Here is a 26,343-nt window from a genome sequence, read left to right on the forward strand (position 1 = left end):
TACACGAACACTCGAACACACGAACATACGAACACACGAATACACGAATACACGAACACACGAACATACGAACACACGAATACACGAACACACGAACACTCGGATACTTGATTGGTGCTTCTCTGTTGGGCGTCTGGATTACCGGATGTGCTATTTGGCTGCTGGTTTGGCGTCTGTGATACCGGATGTGCGACTATGCTGCTTGTTGTGCGTATTGTATTCCCACACGCTCTCTTCACCATGAGCGATCGGACTCAGATGCAGCTATTCGGCTGAATTTTGACTTTTAAGAAGTGTTTCGGACCCCAGAGGCGTTATTTGTTCCAAACATGCGCGATATGAGGGCTTTTCGAGCCAATAGCGACTATAGAGTCCGATAGGTTCTCAAATGAGCCGAATTATGGTTAATAGCGACTATAGGGTCCGATACACTTCACTCCTGCTTCCAATATCATTTTTCATAAGCTAGGCTTCTCGTTTATTGTGTATGTGATTTTGAATACCCCGTTAGTACTAACCTTCAGTGTAATAAGTGGAGGTTAACGGTGGATTCTCCTTAATCCTAAAGGGTATATTATTAGAAAATTCAATGCAAACAGGAGTGTAGATACGATGATTAAAGGTTTCGGAGGAATATTCTGGAGAACTAAAAATCTTGAAGCTACAAAAAAGTGGTACAGTGAGGTGTTGAAGCTTGACATTGAGAATTGGAATGGGACTGTGATAAAACCTCAAGTGGGAAATGAGACTATTTTTTCTTTCTTTACCGAGGATGACAGTTATTTTCCAATAGAACAACAAGTGATGTTAAATTTCCAAGTGCATGATCTAAACGAGACGATTAAGCATTTTGAACAGATTGGTGTACCTCTTGCAAAGAAAATAGAGATTAGTGAATTTGGAAAGTTTATTTGGATTGAAGACCCAGAAGGTCGACTGATCGAGCTTTGGGAGAAGTAAGGAGTTGCAGATTATTGCTATTGAGCTAACAGGTGCGTTTTTTTATAAAAGCTCAGTTCTACATCTAATTGTAAATGTATTAGGGAATAAAGTTGTCAAATCCGTGGGGAATATTTCTTCAAAGCTTTAAGCTCCCAGGAAGAACTTTAACTTCTATCATCTGAGGTGCGGTGCTTGCGCTTCGCTTCATCCACAGCCAACGAAATACTATTGTCAACCCAAATAGGGAGCATACCGTCGAGGTGTACTCCCTATTTCATTGAAGGAATTGGAAAATTAGTGCAACATTTCACCTATAACTTATGTCAATAAAGAAGTTATGTAATAAAATCATAAGAGTAGGTGGTAAATTGAAACTTCGTTTAATCACGTTAATATGTTTATTCACTTTCGCATTCTTTATTGCAAATGGACAAGATGCTAAAGCTTTATCCTGTGTCGAGTTAGGAAGTCCCCAAGAAGCCCTAGAGGTCTACGGCGGAGCTATTTACGGTGAAGTAAAACAAATAAAGGTCGATTTGAAACAAGAAGGATTTACGGGGACAAAAGAGAAAATCAGATATATATTAGTGGATGTTGAACGAAGTTGGAAAACTGAAGTTGACTCTCAAATTATTGTGAGAACAGACTACACTTGGGGTTTTGATTTCAAGGAAGGTAATAAATACTTAATATACATTAGCGAAGTGGATGGCGAATCAAGCAGTAGTCCATGCAGTTCAACAATTGAAATGAATAACCTTAACCAAGCAACAGAACTATTCGGTGAAGGACTTCGACCCAAACAGCAAGTACACCTAGAATACAAGATGTGGTTAATGTTTGAGCAGGATATTGATTTGTATATTGTAATTGCAATAGGACTAGTAGTGATTTCGGTCATTTACCTGAGAGCAAGAAGGAAAAAGGGCTAAGTGTAATTTTATTACACTAATGGTTAGGATAGTTCAATAAAATTAAGAATAAGATAGCTGAACTAATTACTATTCATTCAAAACATGTGAGGTGCGAATTGAATTTAGTAGAAACAATCATAAAAAGATTTAACCTTAATGTATTAAGTATAGATAATGTTCCTGAGTCCTTTAGTTCACAAGTATACAAGCTGAATCTTACTAATGGAGAAACGGTGTATGCGAAGATCCCTTATAACAGGGATAAACTATATCGCGAATATCGTATGCTTGAACTGTTGAGGGAGGTATTACCGGTTCCAAAAGTGTTAGACTTCTGGAGTGGGGATGACTTAATTTCTGGTGCATTACTTTTATCTGAGATTAAAGGTATACCATGTACAGGTGCTATTGACGATGAATTAGCATTTCAAATTGGAGTACTTCACGCAAAGCTGCATGAAGTTAAAATGCCGGGATATGGTGTGGAAGGATTAGACGGTTTTCAATTTTTTAATCAGAAAAATTGGAGACTTTATATAAGAAATAGCTTTGAAAAATTTATAGAACCTTGCAAGGAAGTCCTTGAGAGAGGACTTTTCGAAAAATGTATTAATTACTTTGAGGGTGCTTTCTCAGTTTTACCTCCTCCTGATGGCCCGTGTGTTGTTCATATGGATTTTCGACAAGGTAATATACTAACAAATAATAATATGGTTGTTGGAATTATTGATTTTGAGAGTGCACGGGGTGGATCCTCTGAAATTGATTTCACAAAAATTAACCGGTATGTTTGGGAAGTGAATCCTCAAAGTAGAATTTCGTATAAAGAGGGATATTCAACAATTCGTCCTCTAATGGATTTGGAAACAATACTACCCTTTTATGATTTTTACGATGCTTTTGGTGCTGTTGTCTGGTGTAAAAATAGAGGGATTGAAAAGAATAGGGCGTTCCTAAAGGAAAGTATTTCTGTATTGCAGAAATCCGTAGGTTGTTGAACTGACGGGAAACGATATTTAAAGACATTTTAAGACGAGGAGCTACCTGCATGATGGATAGCTTTATTACATTAAAGGACATGATAGTGAATAAAGGATAGAATAATGGAAATGGCGAATATTAGATCGGCAGTATACTGTAAAATTATTATGATGCAATCATGAATACAATAGCTTATCGTGATATATGGATCATCAGAACTAATAATGAAAAAATCGAAAACCCAAAAAACATAATGGAAGTGTGTTTATGGAAAATATATATAACAAATTACATACAGCGGAAATACTGAGCCGTATCGAGAATTTAAGTCCTAATTCAAACCCACAGTGGGGAAAAATGAATGTTTCTCAAATGTTGGCTCACTGTTCAGCATTTCAAGACATCGCAAATGGAAACTCCTTTCCTCCTAGAAGTTGGCTAGGAATATTAATAGGAGGGTTTGTGAAATCTATTTTTTACAATGACAAGCCAGTACCACATAATATGTCAACAATTCCGACCATACTTATTTTAGATGATAGAGATTTTGGAAAAGAAAAAGAAATACTGAAACAAAAAATTATAACTTTTCAAAGTAACGGTCCGGAGGATTGTTCATCCCATCCACATCCTTTTTTCGGAAAATTCACTCCGGAGCAATGGGGTAAAGGGATTTATAAACATCTAGACCATCATTTAAGACAATTTGGTGTTTAGTATTTTTCCGCAGTGAATAATAATTATTTAACGTCGCCAACTTACATATTTTTTATTGACATAAAATCCCTATTACTTTATATTGTATCTAATTATATTGCAATCAAATGCGACGAAGAGGACAAGTAAATCCGGATATGTCGATCAGAGAACTGCCGGTTGGTGCGAGGCAGAGGACACCCGAATCGAACAATCGCCTCAGAGCTGGCTCCCGAAATCATAGTAGGCGGGCCCGGGATTCTGCCGTTACAAAGAAGCATCGTTGTTGGACGATGGCAGCAGAGAGGGTGTATTCATAAATACACCAATCAGGGTGGTAACGCGGAATCTACTCCGTCCCTAATGGGACGGAGTTTTTTGCGTTCTTATAAATAAATAAGGAGGAGTAACAATGTTTCAAAAAATCAATGTCTCCGATCGAATACTTAGCCAGGATATATTTATTGCTGATGAGGTTCAATACAACCTGATTCACCTTATTTGCGAGTCGAAGAGTTCTACTTGCTTAAAAGATTCTGATGAAACAATGATTTATGCCCAGTCAACGGGACATAACGCATGGCTTTGGAGTTCTAAGGATATTGCCGAGGATAAGAAGGCCGTTCTCTACGAAGAACTTATAAAATTTCTTAAAGAGACTACATTACCGGGAGTATCTGGAGAACCAAAAACAACAGAACGTTTTGCACAGCTGTATTCTCAGGCAAATCATCTTCAATATGAGTCCACGATGACTATAGAATCTTATTTCTGTACAGATCCAAAGAAACCGTTGAACGTAAAGGGTACAATGCAACAAGCAACGAGAAAAAACCTGGCCATTGTAGCAGAGTTTTTGGCGGGTTTCTCAGAGGGGGCTTATGGGGTTAGGGTGAACCCAGAAGCTAAAATTCTAGATGCCAAGAGGATGATTGAGACAGGGGACTTGTATATATGGTTTGTAGACGATAAACCTGTATCGATGGCGTACATTGCACATAGGTCGGCAAGATATTCCAGAATAAATGCGGTATACACACCACCGTCTTGCCGGAAAAAAGGTTATGCAAGTGCACTAGTAGCAGAGTTATGTTCCGTTCTTTTATCGGAGGATTTAGTGCCCATGCTTTATGCTGATTTAAAGAATCCTGACTCGAATAAGGTTTATCGAAATATTGGTTTTGTGGAAAGCGGGAAGATTGTTGACATCAAGTTCAAATAGGCACAAAAGGGCTACCGCAAGGTAGTCCTTTTTCTATGATCAATATGTTACTCGGCATTACTTTTATACAATTTCACATAGTTTGTAAGTTCAGCTATCGCGAAAAATTGCTTCATTAATTGAGAATTCAATTTTTGTAAGGCAAGCTGAAAGGATACCTCCACTTTTTTGTAGTTATGTGTTTCTATTTCATTCAAAAGCTGTTTCATATTCTCGATATAATAAACAGTTTTCCTTAAACTGCTGATAAGAATAATTTTTCTTAATTCCGTTAAAGTGAAGACTCTGTAGCCATTATCTTTGTTCCTATTCGAAGAGATTAGCCCTTCTTGTTCCCAATGCCGAATAGCTGATGGATTAACTCCTGCCATTTGTGCAACTTCACCAATCGTCATTGAATCTGATACAGTTAAATCTTTGTATTTAGATAAATCAACATCCCGAAACATGCGTAAGACTTCCTCTAACCTTTCTTTTTCCACTTGGGTCTTATGTTGCTCTTGATTGATTGCCCAAAGAGCAGACTCCATCTGCTGGCCTTTTATCTTCCTCATCACATCGTACACAACCGGAATTTCATATCCCTGCAATAATGCCCGAATGGTAATAAAAGCTTGCACATGGATGGAAGTGTAACATCTGCGGTTGCTGGCGGTCCTTGGTACATCTGGAATTAAACCTTGATCTTCGTATCTCCTTAAAGTAGTGGTACTCACATTTAATTGCTTAGCTATCAGTGTAGGTGTATATATCTCTTCCATAAACATCATCACCCCAAAACATTAAAGTTGAACATTCAAGTGCTACAACAATATTAAATCGAATTTAGGTAGATATATCAAGGGAGGTAGAGGGATAAACCGAAAGATTGCATGAATGTTATATGATATTTTTATATAACACAAAGGAGTGAGTTCATTGAAAAAGATAATACAATTAGCAAATCAATCAGAAATAGAAGTAGGTATGGCAGTACTTCCAGATTGTCCAACCCTCATGTTACCCATCGCTAAAAAATCTGTGTACAATCAGGAAGCAGAAAACTTAAAGCTGTGGGGAGTAGATCCCGAATTAGGCAAACATTTTGTTGAAGGACTTGCGGATACGTTTCAAGTGCTTTATTTCGATTATGAAGGTCATCTATTTCAATATCCAGAGGAAAATCTAACAGCAGATCATATTGTGAAGGATCTTCTCCACATTGCGGATGAAATGAATGTTACAAGCTTTAGTTACTTCGGTTATTCCTGGCTTGCGTTGATTGGATTGCAAATGGCTATAAGAACAGATCGCTTGGAGAGTTTGGTAATGGGAGGTTTTCCACCCTATAATGGCCCCTATCAAGAAATGAGGGTTGTGACCCATAAAACACATACACAAGCTTTGAGTAACCAAAATGAATCTGTAGAAAGCCCAACAGGATCGGAGAATCCAAACGAAATGGATTGGGACAATATAAAGGTTACCATAGATACCCGTGTTACAGCACAATTTGTCTCTCTATACCAGAGCCTCACAGCCTTTGATGATCGCAGTATTCAACATTTGCTTAGTCTCCCTAAACTAGCTTTTGCAGGTGGAAATGATACGATTGTTTACGGTGAAAATTTCGGGAGCGTTACCGTTGACATCGTCGGGTTGTTAAAAAAGAATAAGGAGCAGTTGGCGGATTTAGGCTGGGATGTTGAAATCCTTACGGGAGCCGAGATGGACCATACAAAAGCTATGCAACCAGCAGTAGTCTTACCACTGATTAAGCCTTGGTTTATGAACGTGTTACTAAAAAATACTGGATTGTAATTGTGGCAGATACAAAAATCCAGTGAATAAGGTATCCCAAAAGAACAATACTTTTTAGGGTAAAATCTTTAATTTGAAGAGATTAAATAGTAAACGATCTATGATAAGATTCCATATGTAATCGCTTACATTAATATATATGGAAGGAAGTGGTGTTGCGAATCTGCCCCAACAAGGAATTGCTTCGACTACTAGAAATACAGACAAGCAGTATGTAGGTATGTAGTGACAAAAAATTTCAGGAGGTAGATTATGTTTAAATTTAACAAGAAAATCGTGACTGTAATTATGGCAGCTACAATGAGTTTCAGCTTGTTTGCAGCAACCTCAAGTGCAGCGACAGACTATTGGCAAAATTGGACCGATGGTGGCGGAACAGTAAATGCTACTAATGGATCTGGTGGGAATTACAGTGTTACATGGTCAAATACTGGTAACTTTGTTGTTGGTAAAGGTTGGAATACTGGATCTCCATCTAGAACAATAAACTACAATGCAGGCGTCTGGGCACCATCCGGCAATGGGTATTTAACTCTTTATGGGTGGACGAGAAACTCCCTCATAGAATATTACGTCGTTGATAGCTGGGGCACTTATAGACCTACTGGAACTTATAAAGGTACCGTGACCAGTGATGGAGGCACATATGATATATATACGACTACGAGAACGAACGCCCCTTCTATTGATGGTACGGCAACCTTCACACAGTTTTGGAGTGTAAGACAATCCAAGCGAGCAACTGGAAGCAATGTTGCGATCACTTTTGCCAACCACGTTAATGCTTGGAAAAGTTACGGAATGAATCTGGGCAGCAGTTGGTCTTATCAGGTGTTAGCGACAGAAGGATATCAAAGTAGCGGGAGCTCAAACGTAACAGTATGGTAACTTGAGCATCGGACCAGCTCAGGCATCTCCAGATTATTAAAATAACTATTAATCACTATCATTGCTAAGGTTGTCGGTCCACAGCCGGCAGCCTTAGATCATTCTAGATCATTCAACAAATGATACTTAACTACATACCAGTGGTTGGAAAGGAGATATATCCATGAGAAAACTATTAATTTCTCTTTTAATAGTAGTTGTTATCAGCGCTTGTTCGCAAGAAAAGCCTGAACAGAAGGATACTTATGTATTAGTCAAAGGCGGGGCTTTCATTAACACAAATTCCAACTACAAAAGTACAACTATATCAAATTTTTATATCGGGCAATATGAAGTTACTCAGAAAGAGTGGGTTGAAATAATGGGAAGCAACCCTTCAGCATTCAAAGGCGACAACTTGCCAGTAGAAATGGTTAACTGGTATGACGTAATAGATTACTGTAATAAAAGAAGTATAAAAGAGGGGTTCAAACCCTATTACAATATAGATAAAAATAAAAAAGATCCGAATAATAAGAGTGATAATGATAATTTAAAATGGACAGTAACGCTCAATGCAGGAGCTAATGGTTACCGATTGCCTACTGAAGCAGAGTGGGAATATGCTGCAAGTGGAGGACAGTTAAGCAAAAGTTACACCTACAGTGGAAGCAATAAAGCAGATGAAGTAGCATGGTATTGGCAAAACGCTGGAGACAAATACTTATCAGGAGATTGGAACTGGCCGATCATAGAAAACAACCATAACAAAACAAAATCTATTGGTGGCAAAAAACCTAATGAGCTAGGTCTTTACGATATGTCAGGGAATGTTAGGGAATGGTGTTGGAACTGGTACGGAGATATAGATAGTAAGAGCGGTTCTTTTCGGGTTGTAAAGGGTGGCGGGTGGATCGGCGGCATTAGCAACAACGAGATTTCATTTCGGGGAAAGATCGAAGCGAATGGTATGGGTCCTGATCAAGGTTTTCGAGTGATTCGTGGTGAGTAAATGGGAACAAGACATACCAAGTATAATCGTAAAAAGCTGAAAAGGGTTTGATTAATAAACAAGCTTTGCGCTCGAATATAATCAATCCCCAATATGTATGTTTGCTATATTTCTTCGATCATTTGGATTAATTTTGACAACGCACTAGAAAAAACCGCGTTCCGGCGATACACAAACAATACCTGCAAATCTCGATATCCTTCAGGCAGACGGTGGGAAGTAATTACTCCCGCCTCTTCGGCCTTGGAAATCGAAGATTGGGGCAGCATTGACACGCCGAGTCCAGCTGAAACCCCACTTAGAATTACATCTAACGTTCCGTATTCCATAATCTTATAAGAGCTCATCCCGCTTTCATTTAGGAAACTCTCAGCTTTGGCACGATGTGTACATCCGACGTCGAAAAACAACATTGGCTTTGTAAGCAATTCGCGCATTTCGCTCTTACCTGGTTGTGAGATAAGCACCAGCTCCTCTTCGAAAGCAACAACATGTTCTATATCAGGCTGGTCAATGGGTCCATAAACAAAGGCTCCATCTAGTTGGTAATCAAGCACCTTTTGTAAGAGGTTATGCGTTTCTCCCGTTATAAGCGATAGATTAACCTCGGGATATCGTAAGTGATATTCGGTTAGCAGAGGTGTCAGATGAGTAGCCGCTGTTGTTTCGATGGAACCTAAACGGAGCGGACCAGCAGGGTGCTCAGAGTATTGTGTGGTTATCACAGCCTCGTCCATTAGTAATAATATTTTGTCTGTATATACCAGTAAGTTCTCACCTGCCGGCGTTAACGTCATCCCTCGATTGGATCGACGAAATAGGGGGATTTTCAGCTGAGCTTCTAGATACTGAATCCGGTTCGTCACATTTGACTGGACATAATTCAAGACTTGAGCAGCCTTCGTTATGCTACCCTCGCGAGCAACCGCTTGAAATATTCTCAAATCTCCACTTTCCATTTCCTTTGCACCTTCTTGGTATGATGATTTATGATAGTCACCTTCAGTTTTGATCATTTTACTGGATTACACCCACTATGTAAAATTTATTATAGATTCATTAATAACAACTTGAGGAAGGGGCTTAGATGATGAAAGCCATTATACATGCTGGAGAAGGTGGCCTGAAGGGCTTGAACTATAAAGAGATTATGGATAAAAGACCGGGGATTGGAGAAGTGAAGGTTAGGTTAAAGGCTGCAGGGCTAAACCACAGGGACTTGTTTATCATGGATGCCAGAACAAAACAGGATGTTCCTTTGATTATCGGTTCTGATGGTGCGGGGAGAATTGAAGCAATAGGTGAAGGTGTGCTTGATCATAAAGTAGGTGAAGATGTCATCATTAATCCGTGCATCGGATGGGAACATACCGATAATGTTCCAAACGTTCCAGCCATTGTTGGGGGACCTTCAGAAGGCACATTCGCTGAGTCAATCATCATTCCTGCGCAAAATGCCATCAGCAAGCCAGCTTACCTGTCATGGGAAGAAGCCGGCGTGCTGCCCTTATCTGCCTTAACAGCCTATCGGGCGCTATTCACTAGAGGCCGCTTAAAGAAAGGTGAACATGTTCTTATACCTGGTATTGGTGGTGGGGTTGCGACTTATGCCATGATGATGGCTTCAGCGGTGGGTGCACGTATCAGTGTCACTTCACGCAGTGAAACGAAAAGACAAGCTGCACTCGCTCATGGAGCTGATCATGCGTTCGACAGTCATAGCAACTGGAAGGAAAGCATGAAAGGAGACACCGTTCATCTCATCCTCGACAGCATTGGGCCTGCGACGTTCCCACATTACTTTGATATTATTAAACCCAATGGACGTATTGTTACGTTTGGTGCAAGCTCAGGAGATCGAATCGAAATCCCGACGCGAGCCATATTTTTCCCGCAAATTAGTATCATAGGTAGTTCAATGGGAAGTAGTGAAGAGTTTGCGGATATGCTTCAGTTTATGGAACACCATTCGATTCGACCTATCATTGATCGAGTGTATCCTTTACAAGACACAGTTCAAGCCTTTCACCGAATGCAGCAGGGAGAACAATTTGGTAATATCGCGATAAGAATAGAATGAGCGGAGTCCCTTATAACTGGAATTCAAATGCCAAATATATCAATTTCGGAGACAGGAAACCACTTTTTCGAAGCCACATCTTTAAAAAATACTTGAATAGTGTAGGTGCCCTTTGTAGTAAAGGAATATGTATACTCATTGGTTTTGAACCAAAAGTTTTCTTCGCTGTTCTTAATTTGTTGAGCATCAATGGTTTCTGTTTTATCCGCAGGATCGGTGATCACAACCTTAATATCTGAAATTTCTGTTTTTAAATGATCCACCTGTAATAGAGTCGAAAATGCAAAACGTGACGGGCTTTTTACTTTACCAAAAATCTCTCCGTTATTATCGAGCATAACCATGTTTATATTAGGCTTGTAGATTCGAACGGTTTTACCTGATTCATCCAAGGTGAATAGTGCAAATAAATCTTTAGACAACTGTTCAGTCGTCAAGGAAATCGAACCTTCGGACAATATTGCGGGCTGTTTTTGAAGCACATTATTCAAATATAATGAAACTTCAGATGAGCCAGCTGCAGCATAAATTACGGTTCCCGGTAAAATCATGATGCAAAATCCTAAAAGAATCAGCTTCCTTATTTTTCTCAATGATTTTCCCTCCTATAGAGCTTTATGTTAATTATACCCATAAGATGGAAGATAGTTTCTTTTACACAATTAATAAAATATAAGAAGGTCAGTAGAGGGAAATACCCTTACCTGACCTTCTTGGTGTTAAATGAGAGAGTTATTATTTGAACCGTCTAATGGTAAATTGAAAAGCTGTTCCTTTTCCCGGTTTGCTTGTAACCGATATTTTTTCTCCCAGACCATTTACAATTTCCTCGGCGATAGCAAGCCCAAGACCACTTCCTTTTTCATTATGGGACTGTTCGCTTTTGTAAAATCTTTCAAAGATATAAGGGAGGTGCTCTTTTGCAATGCCGGGTCCATTGTCTGATATCTGCACAGTTACAACCCTCGAATGCACAATAGCATCAAAAGTTATTTTCCCATCCTCCTGAACGTATTTCATGGCGTTATCCATCAAAATATTGACTAATTGCAACACTTTATCTTTATTGGAAAAAATATCTGGAAGGTTTCTGGCGTTATCTGTAATCTCAAATATAATGCCCATTTCATCGGACAAGAAAGAGTATTTAGACTCAATAAGCATGACTAATTCCTGAGTATCTATTTTTTCTTTATTCCAAGTTTCTTTTTTATTTTGCATTCTTGATAATTCCAGTACATCATAAATCAATCGTTGCAAGCGCGCACATTCGGATAAAATAATTCCATAGTATTTATTTGTTTTTTCTTCATCTTGAATCATTCCATCTGCCAGCGTCTCCGTTAAAGCTCTGATAGAGGCAATGGGAGATTTCAGCTCATGGCTAATATTCGCTATATAATCCCGACGAGTCTTTTCAAGCTGCTTCATCTCCTTTAGATAGGAGGATATAAAGAAGCTGATTATTAGTGTGCCTAACAGAAGGGTACCTGTAAAAACGTAATAGAAGCCATTCAATACCGCCTGAAATTCACTACCAGGTTCTAATAAAAAGACGACTCCGACCGCTTGTTTATCCTGAATAATAGGTGCACCTACGACAATGGATTTACTCGGAAACCCATTAATATTTTTAATCGCAGCGAATTTATTGTACTTAATTACTTCGGGAATATAATCTATAAGGGCATCCTTGAATTCTTCCGATGTAACATTGAAAAAAAGATGCTTATTTTCGTCACCAGGTGAAAGGTCATTCCCCTCTAAATCATACACCTTCATAAGATACGGTTTAAAACCTCGAATGCTCATCTCATTTTGTGCCATTTCAGCAGCTATAGCAGAGGCCTGAGGCAGCATATCTTTTAATTTATAATTCAAAAAAAGCTGTTTAATAATCAAGGTTCCTCCAAGTTGTCCTAAAATGAAACAAAAGAGGATGGCCAGATAAATCACTTTTTTGTTGGAAGTTACTTTTTTCATGTGGAAGTCTCCATTTTGTAGCCCATCCCATAAACAGACTTGATTTCAAATCCCAAATTCTTTTCAGGCAGTTTTTTTCTCATTCTTTTTATGAGATTATCAACGGCTCTAGTATCACCGAAATAATCATAACCCCAGACCTTATTTAAGATTTGTTCTCTTGAAAGCACCTTGTTTTTATTAATTGTAAAATAGATAAGCAATTCGATCTCTTTAGGTGTAAATTCCATTCGTGATCCATTAATTTTGATATTAAAAGCATTTCGGTCAATCTTCATTTCTCCCAGCGTCAGGATGGCGTCTTCACTTGGAAAGGTGTAATGAGTGCGTTTTAAAATGGTTTTTACTCTTGTGACGACCTCCCGGGGGGAGAACGGTTTTGTAATATAGTCATCTGCACCAATTTCCAAGCCTAATATGCGGTCAGTTTCCTCACCTTTTGCGCTCAGCATTATAATCGGGACGTTACTAGTCAAGCGAATCTTACGACAAACCTCTGTCCCAAAAAGTCCTGGCAGCATAATATCTAGAATTATGAGATCAAAATGCTGATCTTCCAATTTGTAAAGAACTTCCTCACCATTGTATACGGATTCATATTCCATATTTTCCGCCTGTAAATAAGCAGATATGCTCTCATGTACAGCTATATTGTCATCACAAATTAGTATGTTCACTTTACCCTGCATAGCTACCACCTTTATTCCGATATCTTGGACCTTATTGTATGTAAATTGTCTAAAAGGAGCAAGGAAGACTGCATGTTCGTGAGGGAAATAATCGCATTCTAAATGGAATGGAAAGAGACCGATTGAAGGATCGGCCTCTTGTAACCAGAATAAGTTACTGTTCTATTATTTATTACTGTCCTTATAGATGTTAGAAGTATCTATACTTATGGTGTGCGTTCCAGCATCCCATTCCAAATTAAAATCAAGTGATTTTGCAATATCCCTCAGCTTAAAATACTCACTACCGCCGATATTATAGCCCGTTACTGAAATCTCTTGTCCGTTCAAAGTTATCTTAGTGGCTGTCATAACACCGGTCTTTGAACTAGTATTTACAGATGCTGAAAGTTCAATGCCCGTCGGAGTGTACGTTTTGTCAGATGTAATGTTTAAAGTATTCGTATTTTCATCCGATGTCACTTCAAACTGTTGTGTAGTGTTGTTTACAGCCATAGCAATGTCCCGTAATTTAAAATAGTTGCTGCCGTCGATATTGTACGCGTTAACAGATATCTTGTTACCATTCACCAACAATGATGATTTGGAAGGAATGGCAGCTGCGGATGCTTTTGGTGAAGTAGCACTAACCTTGTCCGCCCAAGCAAAAAGCTCATCCAGATCGTAATCTCCGCTGTGTGGAATATCCCAAGCCATTGCAAAGTCAACGTTTGAACCTTTGTTCTCAAGCTCTGTTGCCAATATAGTAGAAACAGCGAGGGAAGTATCACTATCCTTGGTTCCCATCCGAATCCGCCAATTATTTGTAGTGGTTGTTCCCTCAGTGCTGATATAGTTCATTGGATTCATCATTTTCACTAGATTCTGGTCAGCAAGTGTTCCCCCCGCTGTATCATGCTCCAAACCGAACTGAGTAAAATGCTGTGCAGCGACATTCGCTGTGCCGAATAGATCGTTTTCACCATTGCTCAGGTCTAAACCGTCAAAGGCTCCAGGCAGTTTCATTCTGCCCAAGTATGCAAGATATTGATCATAGTCGATATCCGTAACAGTGCCATTTTCAATGGTGATCCAGGTTTTGTCGGACAGATCTGTACCCGATTTTAACGCTTTTTGCGCTGAAGCGATCACAAAAGCTTTGATGTAATCTTTAAAGGTGCCATTGCCGTCCGCATCCATCTTCAAAGCTGTTCCGTCAGTATTCGTAAGTCCTAGACTATTGACGTATTCAGGGAACATAGCTTCCAGTTCGTTAGATACCTGAATCTGATCCTCCGTCAATGTTCCTTCTACCAACTTTCTTTCCATGTTAAAATCCGTATTTCCGGAGAAATCAAGTTTTTCATAAGTGTTAATTCCGTTGAATTGCCACTCATAAGCTGCATCTGCGTTATCTAGATTCGTAATCGGCGTGTAGGCCGAAACGGCAAAAACGTCATCACGCTCATCAGCTGCTCCGATCGCTTCCAAATAAGGCTCATATTCCGCATTGTTGCCGGTAGCACCCAGTAATGCGGAGAGCGCGCCGCCAGCACTTGTGCCGTTAGAGATGATCTTCTCGGCGTCACCAGGCATAATGTCGTCGTTAAAGCGAAGGTAGCGGACAGCCGCCTTCAGATCTACGATAGCTGCGGGTGCCTTACCAGTGTAAACACCTTTTTCGTCCTTTGTAGTTCTACCGCGAGCGCCTGGAGATGCGACCACATAACCTTTGGACAGGGCAACTGCGATAGCACTGGGAGATTCAGATGAAGGTGTTCCTGCGTTTTCGTCTTTACCCGCAGCGGGTTTATTCAATTCCGTTCCTGTATCGGCGCCTGGGGCTGCTGCGGATTCCTTGTCTGTTTTCGGAGCGCCGTTCTGTGGACCTGCCCCCATACCCATTCCTTTACCTGTTTCAGTACTACCTGGCTGAGCAGGCATATACCCGCCAACCTGGTTTGGGAAGAAGATAGGTGCGGTATCGGCGGTGTAACTACCGATCGACTTACCCTGGAAGTATTCCTCAGGGACATAGACGTTCATAGTTTCATAATTAATATCTACAGGGTTCTTTACATAAACGATATTCTCATATGCCCGATAAGTGACGGATTGACCATCCACCGTTATGGTCTTTGTAGTATAGTTAGTCGCATTGAATTTCAAGCTATACTCGCTGTTAGTTGCTGCACTTGCAGATCCTGTAGCGAAAGAGAGGCTCATCAGAGAACATGTGAGGATAGGGGCAATCCATTTTTTAAGTTTCATTTCGTATCTCCTTTTTCTAAAAATAGTAGATAATCTCATCAGTCTCTTTTGTACTAATCTGAATGATCCAGTGTCATATACCAACTCCTTCTTTTAAGGCCAACAAACGTTATCAATTAACTCTACTCAGGAGCTCGGATAAGAATGTAACAAAACATTGTGGCATAAAAATAGCATTGGTACTGGATTTCATTTGACAGTAGAGATGAGTTTGGTAAAATTTACATAGGTTATATCAATAGGAGGTTAGCAATGGATATCGCCATTGAGTTAATTGAAAGTATGTTGGTTAAATTTAGATCGGAAAAGAAATGGACGCTCCAAGCAATCGAGCAATGTACCCAAGAGGATATTACATGGTCCCCAACCGTGGAAAGTAACAGTATTGCAAATTTAGTTGCTCATATTAGCGGGGCAGTACACTCACGAATTGAAACCATTCTTTTAGATATTCCTGATACAAGAGATAGAGAGAGGGAGTTTGAAAGAGGTCTAGAAATGACAAAAGAACAAGCTATAACCATGACCAGGGATGCTTTTGATATTATTATCCAATACCTTGAACGGCTCCAATCTAACCCGGAGTTATTGATGTCACAACCCTTTCTTAATTTGCCACCACTTACATATAGCCAAGTAAATAACGAGACCACTGCTCTTAATCTCATGATAGCGATGGTGAGAGAAGTCCATTATCATACAGGCCAAATCATCTATGCAGCAAAAATAAGAAAGGGACAGCTTGTATGGCAATAATAGTTTAACTAGAGGAACGCTGCATACACTAACAAAGGACTGCCAAGAGGCAGTCCTTTGTTCACTCTAACTAGAATCCCCTCACACTGCTAGGGGTTACTTTTTTATGCTTTTTGAAGGTGCGGCTGAAATAGTAGATATCGCTGAAGCCAGTAGTGGTAGCGATTTCAGAAATCGTTAGCTGGGTATGGCGGAGCAAATAATCTGCACGGTCTAAACGGACAGCATTTACATATTCCGATATCGTATGCCCAGTTAGTTCCTTAAAGAGACGGCTGAAATGGAAGCGGCTTAGCCCCGTTAGCGCCGCAAGTTCGTCAACTTGAATCGGTTCTTGGTAATGGGTATCGATATATCGCAAAACAGGTGCGAAGCGTTCAACGGTCTGAATACGCCTCTCTTGCTCAGCTTGTGAGAGTACGGTGACGATATGTCTGCGCAACAACAGCGTTAACAGGCGGTATAGCTCGGACTTGACGGCCAGCTCGTAACCAAATTCGCGACGTTCCAGTTCCCGAATAATCGCCAAAGCACAGTCAGTAATATGCTGATCCCCCCGGATATGGTTACGTAACAGCAGCTGGTTCCGCTGAATCGGGGCGATGAACTTGGTTTCGGCAGCGTCGCTTACCGCACTATGCAGCAAAGAAGTATCTGCAATAATCGCATAATACAATAAATCAGAAGAAGCGCTTACCCCATAATGCAGCTCGTTGCTGTTCACAGCAACTAAATCGCCAGCCCGAACGTTGATCGGTGTTCGTCCGCACTCAAAAACAGCCTCACCACTCTCAATAAATATAAACTCAAGATGCTCATGCCAATGATGTGGGAACAACATAACTCCTTCTTGGTGGAAACGCTGGGTATGTACTTTAATCGGAAACTCGGGATCCGGCATGTCCATGGGTTCCTGTAGATGTTTATCATAGTCCAACATTTATAGACTGCACCTCCTATAGCACAATTGTACAAATGAAACCGCAAGGCTCTGCATGGTGTTTAGGGTTGAAATCATTATAATACGAATCATAACCTATGCAAAATAAAGGAGCGAGTGTTAATGGATAAGATCAAAATTGGCGTAATAGGTACGGGCTCTATCTCCGGCATGCACTTAAGTGCTTATCGGAATAATCCGCAGACAACCATATATGCGGTATGTGATCTGAATGAAGAACGTGCACGCGAAGTTGCTACAGAATATAACGTCGAGAAGGTATACACGGATTATCGTGAATTACTGGCCAATTCTGAAATAGATGCAGTCAGCATCTGCACATGGAACAACTCTCATGCCGAGATCAGTATCGCGGCGCTTGAGGCAGGCAAGCATGTGCTTGTGGAAAAGCCGCTTTGCCGTACGGTTGAAGAAGCGCTTCAGGTACAGCAAGCAGTGGAAAAGAGCGGCAAGATTTTGCAAGTAGGCTTTGTACGACGTTATGACTCCAATGCCCAGCTCCTTCAGACGTTGGTGGAACAAGGAGAATTCGGCGAAATCTATTATGCAAAAGCAACGACGTTCCGGAGACTAGGCAATCCCGGCGGCTGGTTCAGTGATATTGAACGCTCCGGCGGCGGACCGCTGATCGATATTGGTGTCCATGTGATTGATCTATGCTGGTATTTGATGGGCCGTCCGAATCCAGTATCGGTAAGTGCTAATACCTACCGGAAGCTCGGCAATCGTTCTAATATTAAGAATCTCTCATTCTATAAAGCCGCCGATTACGACGCAGCGAACAATACGGTGGAAGATTTAGCGAATGCACTGATTCGCTTTGAGAATGGAGCTTCGCTAATGGTCGATGTCAGCTTTACACTGCATGCCAAAGAAGATGAGCGTTCAGTACGCCTGTACGGTGACAAGGGTGGTTTTGAAATTGATCCTGAGATAGTCATTGTTAAAGAACAGGCGGATACGATCGTCAATACCTATCCGCAGACCGATAATAAGGGGTTTGAGTTCAACAGTGCATTCCAGAATGAAATTAATCATTTTGCGAGCAACATCAGTACCGGCTCTACACCAATTAGTCCTGTGCAAGACGGCGTTACAATTATGAAGATACTCGGCGCGATCTATGAATCCGCAGCCAAAGGTGAAGAGGTGAAACTATGAAGTTAGGAATTAGCACTTACAGTCTGCATTCGGCTTTTTCAACGGGTGAGCTCACGCTTGAAGGAGTCATTGAGACGATCGCCGATCTGGGCGCAGAACATGCGGAGATTGTACCTTTGGGTATCAATTTGGTTGAAAATCCTGAGCTAATTGATCAGATTGTACGAACAGCAGCGGGTCGTGGACTAGAGTTATCCAATTATGCTATCGGGGCGAACTTTGCCGGGCTGGAGACAGCGGAAATGCAGCGGGAAGTCGAGCGGGTAAAGCGGGAAGTAGACGTGTGCGCGGCATTAGGCATTCAGCGGATGCGGCATGATGTAGCCTCCTCAAACGATCTATCCATCACGCATTTTTTGGAAGAGCTTCCACGTTTGGCTGAAGCCTGCCGAGAAATTGCTGATTATGCCGCAGGTTTAGGCATTACGACCAGTGTGGAGAATCATGGATACTTTATTCAGCACAGCGATCGTGTACAGGCGCTGGTTCATGCGGTGGGTAGAGACAACTTCCGTACAACACTCGACATTGGGAACTTCCTGTGCGCAGATGAGAACCCGCTAATAGCTGTACCTAACAACATCAAGCTTGCTTCAATGGTGCATTTCAAAGATTTCTATATTCGTCCGCAAGACCGCCAGCCTGGCGAAGGTTGGTTCCAATCCTCCGGTGGGAACTGGTTGAGAGGTGCCATCGTTGGTCAAGGAGACATCGATATGCCGAGTGTAATTCGAATCGTTAAGGAAAGCGGTTACGATGGATATATCTCTGTAGAATTTGAGGGAATGGAAGAGTGCCGTAAGGGAACAAGACTGGGGCTGGAATACATCAAGCGGGTTTGGAACCAAATCTAATTCATTATACTGGAGGATTATGCCATGGTTAAACCAATTATCACTAATAAAATCGGTGTTATCGTAGACAGCTTTCAGGTTGGAGTGAAAGAGGGATTGCGCAAGGCAAAAGAAGCTGGGGCAGATGGAGTTCAGATTTATGCGGTACAAGGCGAATTTGATCCCGCTACTCTCTCTCAGTCAGCACGCCGTGAATGGAAGGATTACATTGCTTCGCTAGGTTTAGAAATCTCTGCCCTCGTTGGAGATTTAGGCGGACATGGCTTTCAGGACCCTGCCCAGAACCGTGCCAAAATTGAAAAGTCCAAGCGCATTATGGAGCTGGCCAAGGAGCTAGGTACAGATATCGTAACTACACATATCGGTATTGTTCCTTCTAACCCTGCCAGTAAAATCTATGAAACCATGCACATTGCCTGTGAGGAACTTAGCAGATATGCACATGAGATGAATTCTTATTTTGCGATTGAGACTGGGCCAGAACCCGCTGCACGTCTGAAGACGTTCCTCGACGGTCTGGGTTCCAGAGGGGTTTCCGTTAATTTTGATCCGGCCAATATGGTCATGGTGACTGGTGATGATCCGGTGCAAGGTGTTCATACTCTAAAAGACTACATTGTACACACCCATGCTAAAGATGGTCTCAAGCTTGCCGATATCGATCCACGCGATGTTTACGGTCAATATGGTTATGAAGCACCAGCATTAGACCATGAGAAAATCGCTGAAATGGCCGAGACCGGCTCGGCATTCCGTGAAGTTCCGCTCGGAGCGGGTTCTGTTGATTGGAACAACTATCTGCAAGCACTGAACGACATCGGTTATACAGGATTCCTGACCATAGAACGGGAAGTTGGCACTAATCCGGAGGAAGATATCCGCCAGGCTGTGAATTTTTTAAAGGGTTTTCGGGTCTGAACACGGTAGTGATAAAGAATAAATAGTTCATCCAAACAGTCCCTGTGAAAAAAGATCCTACATCCATTGGGACTGTTTGTGTTATAGATTGTGCGGGAAAGACCTAGGACGGTAATGTTCTGAATTTGGAAAGAAGGTGTGACGATGACAGCAGAACGTTTGCTCCTCCGCCGGGCGAAAGTCCTGAATGGAGCGGAAGTGGACATTGTCATAGCTGATGGCAACGTAGTCCAGATTGTTCCCCGAGGCACCGCCGAAGACCATGGTTTCAAGGTCGTGGAAGCCAATGGGGCGTATGTCTCTAGCGGCTGGATCGACTTGCATGTACATGCGTTTGCAGAATTGAATCCGTATGGAGACGAGATCGATGAAATCGGAATCAAATGTGGCGTGACTACGCTCGTGGACGCAGGTAGCTGCGGAGCGGAGCGTATTGGTGAGCTGGCAGAGGCGGGGAAAAAGTCGGCAACGCAACTGCTTGCTTTTCTTAACATTTCAAAGATTGGCCTGATGCGAATTGACGAGTTGTCCCAACTAGAGTGGATTGATCATGAAAAGGTGCTTCAGGCGGTAGTTGCTTATCCTGAATTTATCGTAGGCTTGAAGGCCAGAATCAGCAAAAGCGTAGTGGGTGACAATGGCATTCAACCGCTTCAACATGCACTGGAGCTTTCGGAAAAGACCGGGCTGCCGCTGATGGTACATATAGGCTCCGCACCGCCGGATATCCGTGAGGTTTTACCGCTACTTCAACGCAACGACGTGATAACCCATTATCTAAATGGTAAAAGCAACAATTTGTTCGATAAGGAGAATCGACCGCTCCAAGCGCTGAGAGATGCTATTGAGCGTGGAGTTCACTTGGATGTGGGACATGGTACGGCTAGCTTCTCGTTCGCTGTGGCCGAGGCGGCCAAACAAAACGGTATTGATCCGGATACGATCAGCACAGACATATACAGAGGCAACCGTATCAATGGTCCCGTCTACTCCATGGCGAATCTGTTGAACAAATTCCTTGCACTGGGATATTCCCTTGAAGATACAATTGCACGGGTGACAAGCAGAGCAGCCCAGTGGCTGGGACGCCCGGAACTTGGGGAGATTCGGATCAATAACAAGGCGAATCTGACCCTTTTTCGTGTGACGGATAAGAAGATTGAACTGGTAGATTCTGAGGGGGAACGCCGGGTAGCACAGCAAACCATTCAAGCAATAGGAGTGATCATAGGTGACAAATACATGGAATGCGAAATACGGCCTGAAAAGAGTTATTAATGCAAGCGGCCGGATGAGCATCCTCGGGGTATCGGCACCGACCGATACGGTGATGGAAGCTATGCGTCAAGGCGGACAGAGTTATGTGGAAATCGCCGATTTGGTGGATAAAGCGGGGGATTATGTTGCACGTCATACAGGTTCTGAAGCAGCGGTGATCGTGAACTCGGCTTCCAGTGGAATTGCTTTATCCGTGGCGGCGCTGGTAACCCGCGGTAATATTCGTACAAGTCTACGGCTCCATCAGGATAGCATTTTTAGAAATGAAATTGTGATGTTAAAAGGTCATAACGTACAATACGGTGCACCAGTGGAAACCATGGTTTATCTCGGCGGCGGTAAAGTGGTGGAAGCAGGTTATGCCAATGAAGGACGGGCGGAGCATTTGGCTGCTGCGATCTCGGATCAGACTGCGGCTATCTTGTATGTCAAATCTCATCATGCCGTTCAGAAGAATATGATCTCTGTAGAGGAAGCTTGGGCTGTGGCTCAAACTCATAACGTCCCGCTTATTGTAGATGCTGCAGCGGAAGAGGATCTGCAGAAATACGTGCAAATATCCGATCTGGTCATTTATAGTGGCTCCAAAGCCATAGAAGGTCCAACATCCGGACTTGTGGCGGGAAAACGTCTTTATATTGAATGGCTAAAAGTGCAGCTTCACGGCATTGGACGCAGCATGAAGGTTGGTAAGGAAACATCCTTCGGCCTGATGCAAGCGTTGGATGAATATGCTCACAAACAGGATACAAGCGAAAAGGAAAAAGCTACGCTCCAATTGCTGATGCCGCTCGATGGGCTTCCCGGAATTCGGGTAACTATCGTGCAGGATGAAGCAGGCCGGGCGATTTACCGTGGACGCATCCATGTGGACCCGAATCAGTGCGCAATAACAGCACTTGAGCTGTCCCAGCAGCTTCAACAAGGTGAAGTGGCTATTTACACTAGAGACTATGGGGTAAGGCAAGGTTATTTTGATATTGACCCGCGTCCGCTAATGGGTGATGACATAGAAATGATTACAGCGAGGATAAGGGAATTGACAGGAGGGGCAAGCAATGTCTGAAATTAACAAGCGGTTCTATAAAGGTCGGGTGGCCTTAAACGTATTGGCTAAGGATATAGAAAATGCCAAAGAGGTGTTTGCTGCTGCCGAAGGTTATGTACTGGTCGGTGTATTGTCCAAAGACTATGCAACGGTAGAAGAAGCCGTGCAGGCGATGGAGGCATATGGGCGGGAAATTGACGGTGCGGTATCAATAGGACTAGGTGCGGGTGATAATCGGCAAGCTGCTGTTGTTGCAGAGATTGTCAAATCCTATGCTGGCAGCCACATTAATCAGGTATTCCCAGCAGTTGGTGCGACCCGTGCTAACCTTGGAGCGAAAGATAGTTGGATTAACAGCATGATCGCACCAACGGGACAACCTGGTTTTGTGAATATCTCCACCGGCCCGGCCAGTGCGGCACAATCTGTACCCGCTGTAATTCCCGTAAATGCGGCGATTGCATTGGTTCGGGATATGGGCGGAAATGCTTTAAAGTATTTTCCGATGCAGGGGCTGAGCCGTAAAGCGGAGCTAATCGCTGTGGCCAAAGCCTGTGCGGAAGAGGGTTTTGCGCTGGAGCCGACCGGCGGTATCGATCTGGACAACTTTGAAGAGATCTTGTCTATTATATTGGAAGCGGGAGTGCCGCAGGTGATTCCCCATGTCTATACATCGATCATCGATCCGCAGAGCGGAAGAACGAGAGTGGCGGACATACAACAGCTGTATCGGACGATGAAAAAGCTGGCAGATCAATATGCCTAAACATATCGCCGCTTTTGGTGAAATAATGATGCGGCTACAGGTACCGGGCTTTGAACTGTTATCTCAGGGTAACCTGCTGAAGTATTCGTTCTCCGGCACCGGAGTCAATGTACTGTCCGCATTGTCCCGATACGGACATCGGGGGACTTTGGTGTCCAGACTGCCTGCGAATCCTATTGGTGACGCAGCAACAGCCTATCTTCGGCGACTGGGCATCCAGCCGGAGCATATCCAACGCGGGGGCTCAAGTATAGGGATGTACTTTCTTGAAAACGGATTCGGGGCTCGCCCCTCCCGAGTGACTTATTCCGGTCGCCCGGAGAGCAGCTTCAATACTGCTCCTCCGGGTACTTATCCATTCGCAGAGCTGGCAGACCTCGCGGATGCTGTTCATTTCTGCGGGATAACACTGGCAATGAACGATGATGTGCGAAAAGCGATGAAAACTTATGCAAAAACGGTTAAGCAACACGGTGGTCTAGTCGTTTTTGACTGCAATTACCGCCCATCGCTCTGGGGGGAGAGAGGCTATGAGCTGGCGCGCTCCCATTACGAAGACATGCTGCATTTGGCCGACATCGTGCTGATGAATGAAAAAGACGCAATGCTAATCCTTGGTATGAAGCCCGAAGGAACTTCAAGAGAAGAACAACTTCAGGAGCTGATTCCCACAGTAGCTTCACGCTACAGTCTAAGTACGGTAGCAGGAACGCATCGGTCCATTCATGATGATAACCGCCATTCATTGCGCGGTTATATCTTCAAATCCGGTCGCTTCGCATATTCCGAGACCTTAAGCTTTCCGGTGCTTGATAGAGTCGGGGCTGGAGATGCTTATGCCAGTGGTATAATTCATGGTGAGCTGGAAGGTTTTGATCCTCAGCATACTGTAGCCTTTGCGGCCGCGGCCGGAATGCTAGCCCACACAGTAGAAGGAGACTCTCCGCTGGCCTCCGAGCAAGAAGTTATTGGTGTACTGACGGGTGCTGTAAAAGATATAATGAGATAAAGAAGAAGCTGCCTTACAGGAGAACAGGCCTGTGCGGTGGCTTTTTTTATCGCTACAAACACTGTACTTTTGTTCAGGCCAAGAATCAGATCCAATGGTTACAGGCTAGATTTGGCTTAATTAGATCTTTTTAAATAGGTGTAAAATCTCATTTTTTGCAACTTTATCCTCTATCCGGCGTCAAAGAAGAGAGAATAAGAAGGGGGAGCCTATATGAAAAAGTTAAATCTACTAGCCCTTTTAGCAGTTATTTCAATAATCTTTGTTGGATGTGCCAATACAGGGAGTAAAGATAAAGCGAATAAAAAGCTAATCGATCTGAGTTCTGTGGACTCCATTACAATCCATAATGATAGCGGCGGATTAATAACCATAACGGACCAAAAGCTAATAGAACGTTTCAATAAAGCTATACATACTGCTGAGTATGACAACGCGAAGCTTGATATTGCAGCACCTGATTATGAGGTTACTGTTGAATTGAAGAGTAAAGAAAACGAAAAATTCTCATTCTGGATTATGGGCAATAATAATGGTCTTTTCACCAAATCAGGAGTAAATGGGCATTACAAGTTATCTGAAACGGATAAGGCTGCTTTGCTTACCTTATTTCAATCAACTGAACAACAAGTAGAATCAGATAATCTAAAATTAGATGAGACCATCAAGCGAATCACATTAGCAAACGCTCTAGCACATGGTTCAGTGAATGCTAACATAAAGGATGAATACACAGATCATGAAACCATAGATACTTTCGTCCGAGCCATCCGTACTGCTGAACAAATACCAGGGAATTTAAATACCGCAACGCCTAACTACGATATCGTTCTAATTTCAGATAATAATAAATATGCCTTTCATTTATGGATTAACGAGACAAGCGAGCAAGGCATGTTAATGAATGTGAACAAAACGGATACAGGCTACACACTTACTAAGGAATCAACTGCCGAGTTAAAGAAGATTCTGTTCTCGGAAGCAAAATTTAATGGTTTGGAGTTTAATACAGAACGGAACTCTATTGGAGATCTGGTGGCCAAACCGGTTGGCCTATCCGAAAATAACTATCTGTTAAACGGTGGAGCAGTAGTTGAACTGCAAGGGATCTCTTATCATACCATTCATCTTTTCTATGGCGACCATAATGCTGTCAACGCTTTATTAGCCCATGATCCTGCTACGGATGAGGTAAAGGTGAAATGGAGTGACGAGCTCAACGATTCCAATAATCTATGGAATAATGCTTTTATGAGCAACTATAATATGCTAATCCCGCTGGATGAGGATCATCTATTATTTCTGGAATCGGATGTGACGAAAAAAGCTGGGCAATATCATTTGTCCTCATATAATGTTCTTACAGGAAAGATTGAACGACTTCGGGAAAACTTCTGGCCGCTTTCTGATGATTATGATTACATTTATAAATTTCAATGGAAAGCTGATGAGCAAAAATTGTTTATGCAGAGTTATCTCGGCAATGTATGGATCTTTGATCTGAAAACGGGAAAGGACGATGTCCATCTTCTGAAATATCGCGTAATCCCACATTCGACGACCGGGGCGCCATCCCTGTTCCTCTCACCAACTTTTAAAAGATTTGTACATGATGATGAGAGCGGCGAATTAACCTTTTACGATAATAAAGGAGTTTCTCTTCGTACTGTTCCGTTACCACAAGAGCAATATGTACCTTCTGAGAAAATAAAGTGGAACCCCGCGGGCACGATTGCCTGGATGGATTCAGCAGAGATCAACGAAAACCGAATTCTTGACATCGATATCGATTATCTGAAAATAGCTGCACAAAAAATTAATTTTTATAATCAGGATGGTCATTCCATCGGCTCCATTAAGACTGAAGGCAACCATGAAGATACAGCTATTGAAGTTGTGGGGTGGATGGACGCTAATGTAGCCGTGATAAAATCCTATACTGTAGAACTTATACACAAGGATAATGTAGGGCTTAATGTTAAGGATGTTTCTTATTATCTCTATGATGTAAAAAAGAAGCAGAAGGGGGCAAGCTTTTCGTCCATCCCTTCCCGTGCTATCGTTACTACAGATCTTCGAATGGGCGATGCCGATAATACGGGGGAAATCACTGTGAGTTTTAAAGAAATCACTTATAAAAAAGAAAAATAAATAAG

At 42.2% G+C, this 26,343-nt stretch carries 25 protein-coding genes and 1 other annotated feature; of the genes, 18 read left to right on the forward strand and 7 right to left on the reverse strand.

Annotation, left to right across the window (positions count from 1 at the left end):
* Nucleotides 1–612: 612 nt before the first annotated feature.
* From NST25_RS14975 to NST25_RS14995, 5 genes are all read left to right on the forward strand, one after another.
* Entirely contained in the window at nucleotides 613–960 is a 348-nt protein-coding gene (locus NST25_RS14975) for a VOC family protein (RefSeq protein ID WP_076125591.1), read from the forward strand.
* A 350-nt stretch (nucleotides 961–1,310) separates the two neighbouring features.
* On the forward strand, nucleotides 1,311–1,874 hold the full coding sequence (locus tag NST25_RS14980; protein ID WP_076306462.1) for a hypothetical protein: 564 nt from the start codon (nucleotides 1,311–1,313) through the stop codon (nucleotides 1,872–1,874).
* 98 nt (nucleotides 1,875–1,972) lie between these two features.
* On the forward strand, nucleotides 1,973–2,854 hold the full coding sequence (locus NST25_RS14985) for an aminoglycoside phosphotransferase family protein (RefSeq protein WP_340394319.1): 882 nt from the start codon (nucleotides 1,973–1,975) through the stop codon (nucleotides 2,852–2,854).
* A gap of 250 nt (nucleotides 2,855–3,104) precedes the next feature.
* The gene (locus NST25_RS14990) at nucleotides 3,105–3,554 is read left to right on the forward strand and encodes a DUF1569 domain-containing protein (RefSeq protein ID WP_340394321.1); all 450 of its coding nucleotides are present in this window, start codon (nucleotides 3,105–3,107) and stop codon (nucleotides 3,552–3,554) included.
* Between the two features lie 103 nt (nucleotides 3,555–3,657).
* Nucleotides 3,658–3,898: a binding site (T-box leader), on the forward strand.
* A gap of 47 nt (nucleotides 3,899–3,945) precedes the next feature.
* The gene (locus tag NST25_RS14995; RefSeq protein ID WP_340394322.1) at nucleotides 3,946–4,755 is read left to right on the forward strand and encodes a GNAT family N-acetyltransferase; all 810 of its coding nucleotides are present in this window, start codon (nucleotides 3,946–3,948) and stop codon (nucleotides 4,753–4,755) included.
* 47 nt (nucleotides 4,756–4,802) lie between these two features.
* On the opposite strand, the gene NST25_RS15000 is transcribed toward NST25_RS14995, so the two are convergent.
* The gene (locus NST25_RS15000; RefSeq protein WP_340394324.1) at nucleotides 4,803–5,516 is read right to left on the reverse strand and encodes a MerR family DNA-binding transcriptional regulator; all 714 of its coding nucleotides are present in this window, start codon (nucleotides 5,514–5,516) and stop codon (nucleotides 4,803–4,805) included.
* Between the two features lie 157 nt (nucleotides 5,517–5,673).
* Between NST25_RS15000 and NST25_RS15005 the strand changes: the two genes are divergently transcribed.
* The 3 genes from NST25_RS15005 (at nucleotide 5,674) to NST25_RS15015 (ending at nucleotide 8,434) form a co-directional block, all read left to right on the forward strand.
* Nucleotides 5,674–6,555, forward strand: coding sequence for an alpha/beta hydrolase (locus tag NST25_RS15005; protein WP_340394325.1), 882 nt, complete (start codon nucleotides 5,674–5,676; stop codon nucleotides 6,553–6,555).
* 252 nt (nucleotides 6,556–6,807) lie between these two features.
* A complete protein-coding gene (locus NST25_RS15010) occupies nucleotides 6,808–7,443 on the forward strand; it encodes a glycoside hydrolase family 11 protein (RefSeq protein WP_076190353.1) in 636 nt (211 codons plus the stop codon).
* A gap of 163 nt (nucleotides 7,444–7,606) precedes the next feature.
* Nucleotides 7,607–8,434: an SUMF1/EgtB/PvdO family nonheme iron enzyme gene (locus tag NST25_RS15015; RefSeq protein ID WP_340394326.1), complete on the forward strand. Its 828-nt coding sequence runs from the start codon at nucleotides 7,607–7,609 to the stop codon at nucleotides 8,432–8,434.
* A gap of 104 nt (nucleotides 8,435–8,538) precedes the next feature.
* Here NST25_RS15015 and NST25_RS15020 read toward each other — a convergent pair whose 3' ends face one another.
* Nucleotides 8,539–9,393, reverse strand: coding sequence for a LysR family transcriptional regulator (locus tag NST25_RS15020; RefSeq protein WP_076302134.1), 855 nt, complete (start codon nucleotides 9,391–9,393; stop codon nucleotides 8,539–8,541).
* A gap of 131 nt (nucleotides 9,394–9,524) precedes the next feature.
* Between NST25_RS15020 and NST25_RS15025 the strand changes: the two genes are divergently transcribed.
* A complete protein-coding gene (locus NST25_RS15025) occupies nucleotides 9,525–10,514 on the forward strand; it encodes a zinc-binding dehydrogenase (protein ID WP_340394413.1) in 990 nt (329 codons plus the stop codon).
* Nucleotides 10,515–10,537: 23 nt separating this feature from the next.
* Here NST25_RS15025 and NST25_RS15030 read toward each other — a convergent pair whose 3' ends face one another.
* The 4 genes from NST25_RS15030 to NST25_RS15045 form a co-directional block, all read right to left on the reverse strand.
* Nucleotides 10,538–11,107: a hypothetical protein gene (locus tag NST25_RS15030; RefSeq protein WP_076303738.1), complete on the reverse strand. Its 570-nt coding sequence runs from the start codon at nucleotides 11,105–11,107 to the stop codon at nucleotides 10,538–10,540.
* Between the two features lie 142 nt (nucleotides 11,108–11,249).
* Complete coding sequence (locus NST25_RS15035) at nucleotides 11,250–12,497, reverse strand: ATP-binding protein (RefSeq protein WP_340394327.1); 1,248 nt, start codon at nucleotides 12,495–12,497, stop codon at nucleotides 11,250–11,252.
* Nucleotides 12,494–13,186: a response regulator transcription factor gene (locus tag NST25_RS15040; protein ID WP_076184620.1), complete on the reverse strand. Its 693-nt coding sequence runs from the start codon at nucleotides 13,184–13,186 to the stop codon at nucleotides 12,494–12,496. Before NST25_RS15040 ends, NST25_RS15035 begins: the two co-directional genes overlap by 4 nt.
* Nucleotides 13,187–13,351: 165 nt before the next feature.
* Nucleotides 13,352–15,436: a subtype B tannase gene (locus tag NST25_RS15045; protein ID WP_339186997.1), complete on the reverse strand. Its 2,085-nt coding sequence runs from the start codon at nucleotides 15,434–15,436 to the stop codon at nucleotides 13,352–13,354.
* Nucleotides 15,437–15,688: 252 nt separating this feature from the next.
* Here NST25_RS15045 and NST25_RS15050 point away from each other — a divergent pair, with 252 nt between their 5' ends.
* Nucleotides 15,689–16,192 (forward strand): DUF1572 family protein, encoded by a 504-nt coding sequence (locus NST25_RS15050; RefSeq protein ID WP_036677310.1) that lies wholly within the window; start codon nucleotides 15,689–15,691, stop codon nucleotides 16,190–16,192.
* Between the two features lie 70 nt (nucleotides 16,193–16,262).
* Here NST25_RS15050 and NST25_RS15055 read toward each other — a convergent pair whose 3' ends face one another.
* Nucleotides 16,263–17,132, reverse strand: a complete 870-nt coding sequence (locus NST25_RS15055; RefSeq protein WP_076125575.1) for an AraC family transcriptional regulator — start codon at nucleotides 17,130–17,132, stop codon at nucleotides 16,263–16,265.
* A gap of 123 nt (nucleotides 17,133–17,255) precedes the next feature.
* Here NST25_RS15055 and NST25_RS15060 point away from each other — a divergent pair, with 123 nt between their 5' ends.
* The 8 genes from NST25_RS15060 to NST25_RS15095 all read left to right on the forward strand — a co-directional run bounded on the left by NST25_RS15060 (nucleotide 17,256) and on the right by NST25_RS15095 (nucleotide 26,338).
* Nucleotides 17,256–18,314: a Gfo/Idh/MocA family oxidoreductase gene (locus tag NST25_RS15060; protein ID WP_076125574.1), complete on the forward strand. Its 1,059-nt coding sequence runs from the start codon at nucleotides 17,256–17,258 to the stop codon at nucleotides 18,312–18,314.
* On the forward strand, nucleotides 18,311–19,168 hold the full coding sequence (locus NST25_RS15065) for a sugar phosphate isomerase/epimerase family protein (RefSeq protein WP_076125572.1): 858 nt from the start codon (nucleotides 18,311–18,313) through the stop codon (nucleotides 19,166–19,168). Before NST25_RS15060 ends, NST25_RS15065 begins: the two co-directional genes overlap by 4 nt.
* 24 nt (nucleotides 19,169–19,192) lie before the next feature.
* The gene (locus NST25_RS15070; protein ID WP_036677301.1) at nucleotides 19,193–20,086 is read left to right on the forward strand and encodes a sugar phosphate isomerase/epimerase family protein; all 894 of its coding nucleotides are present in this window, start codon (nucleotides 19,193–19,195) and stop codon (nucleotides 20,084–20,086) included.
* A gap of 144 nt (nucleotides 20,087–20,230) precedes the next feature.
* Complete coding sequence (locus tag NST25_RS15075; protein WP_340394329.1) at nucleotides 20,231–21,364, forward strand: amidohydrolase/deacetylase family metallohydrolase; 1,134 nt, start codon at nucleotides 20,231–20,233, stop codon at nucleotides 21,362–21,364.
* The gene (locus tag NST25_RS15080) at nucleotides 21,318–22,430 is read left to right on the forward strand and encodes a DgaE family pyridoxal phosphate-dependent ammonia lyase (protein ID WP_076125569.1); all 1,113 of its coding nucleotides are present in this window, start codon (nucleotides 21,318–21,320) and stop codon (nucleotides 22,428–22,430) included. Before NST25_RS15075 ends, NST25_RS15080 begins: the two co-directional genes overlap by 47 nt.
* Nucleotides 22,423–23,178: a KDGP aldolase family protein gene (locus NST25_RS15085; RefSeq protein WP_076184626.1), complete on the forward strand. Its 756-nt coding sequence runs from the start codon at nucleotides 22,423–22,425 to the stop codon at nucleotides 23,176–23,178. Before NST25_RS15080 ends, NST25_RS15085 begins: the two co-directional genes overlap by 8 nt.
* Entirely contained in the window at nucleotides 23,171–24,187 is a 1,017-nt protein-coding gene (locus NST25_RS15090) for a sugar kinase (protein WP_076309427.1), read from the forward strand. Before NST25_RS15085 ends, NST25_RS15090 begins: the two co-directional genes overlap by 8 nt.
* A gap of 213 nt (nucleotides 24,188–24,400) precedes the next feature.
* A complete protein-coding gene (locus tag NST25_RS15095; protein WP_076184628.1) occupies nucleotides 24,401–26,338 on the forward strand; it encodes a hypothetical protein in 1,938 nt (645 codons plus the stop codon).
* Nucleotides 26,339–26,343: the final 5 nt, after the last annotated feature.

The sequence above is a fragment of the Paenibacillus sp. FSL E2-0190 genome (assembly GCF_037992965.1).
Classification (GTDB): Bacteria; Bacillota; Bacilli; order Paenibacillales; family Paenibacillaceae; genus Paenibacillus_AQ; species Paenibacillus_AQ odorifer.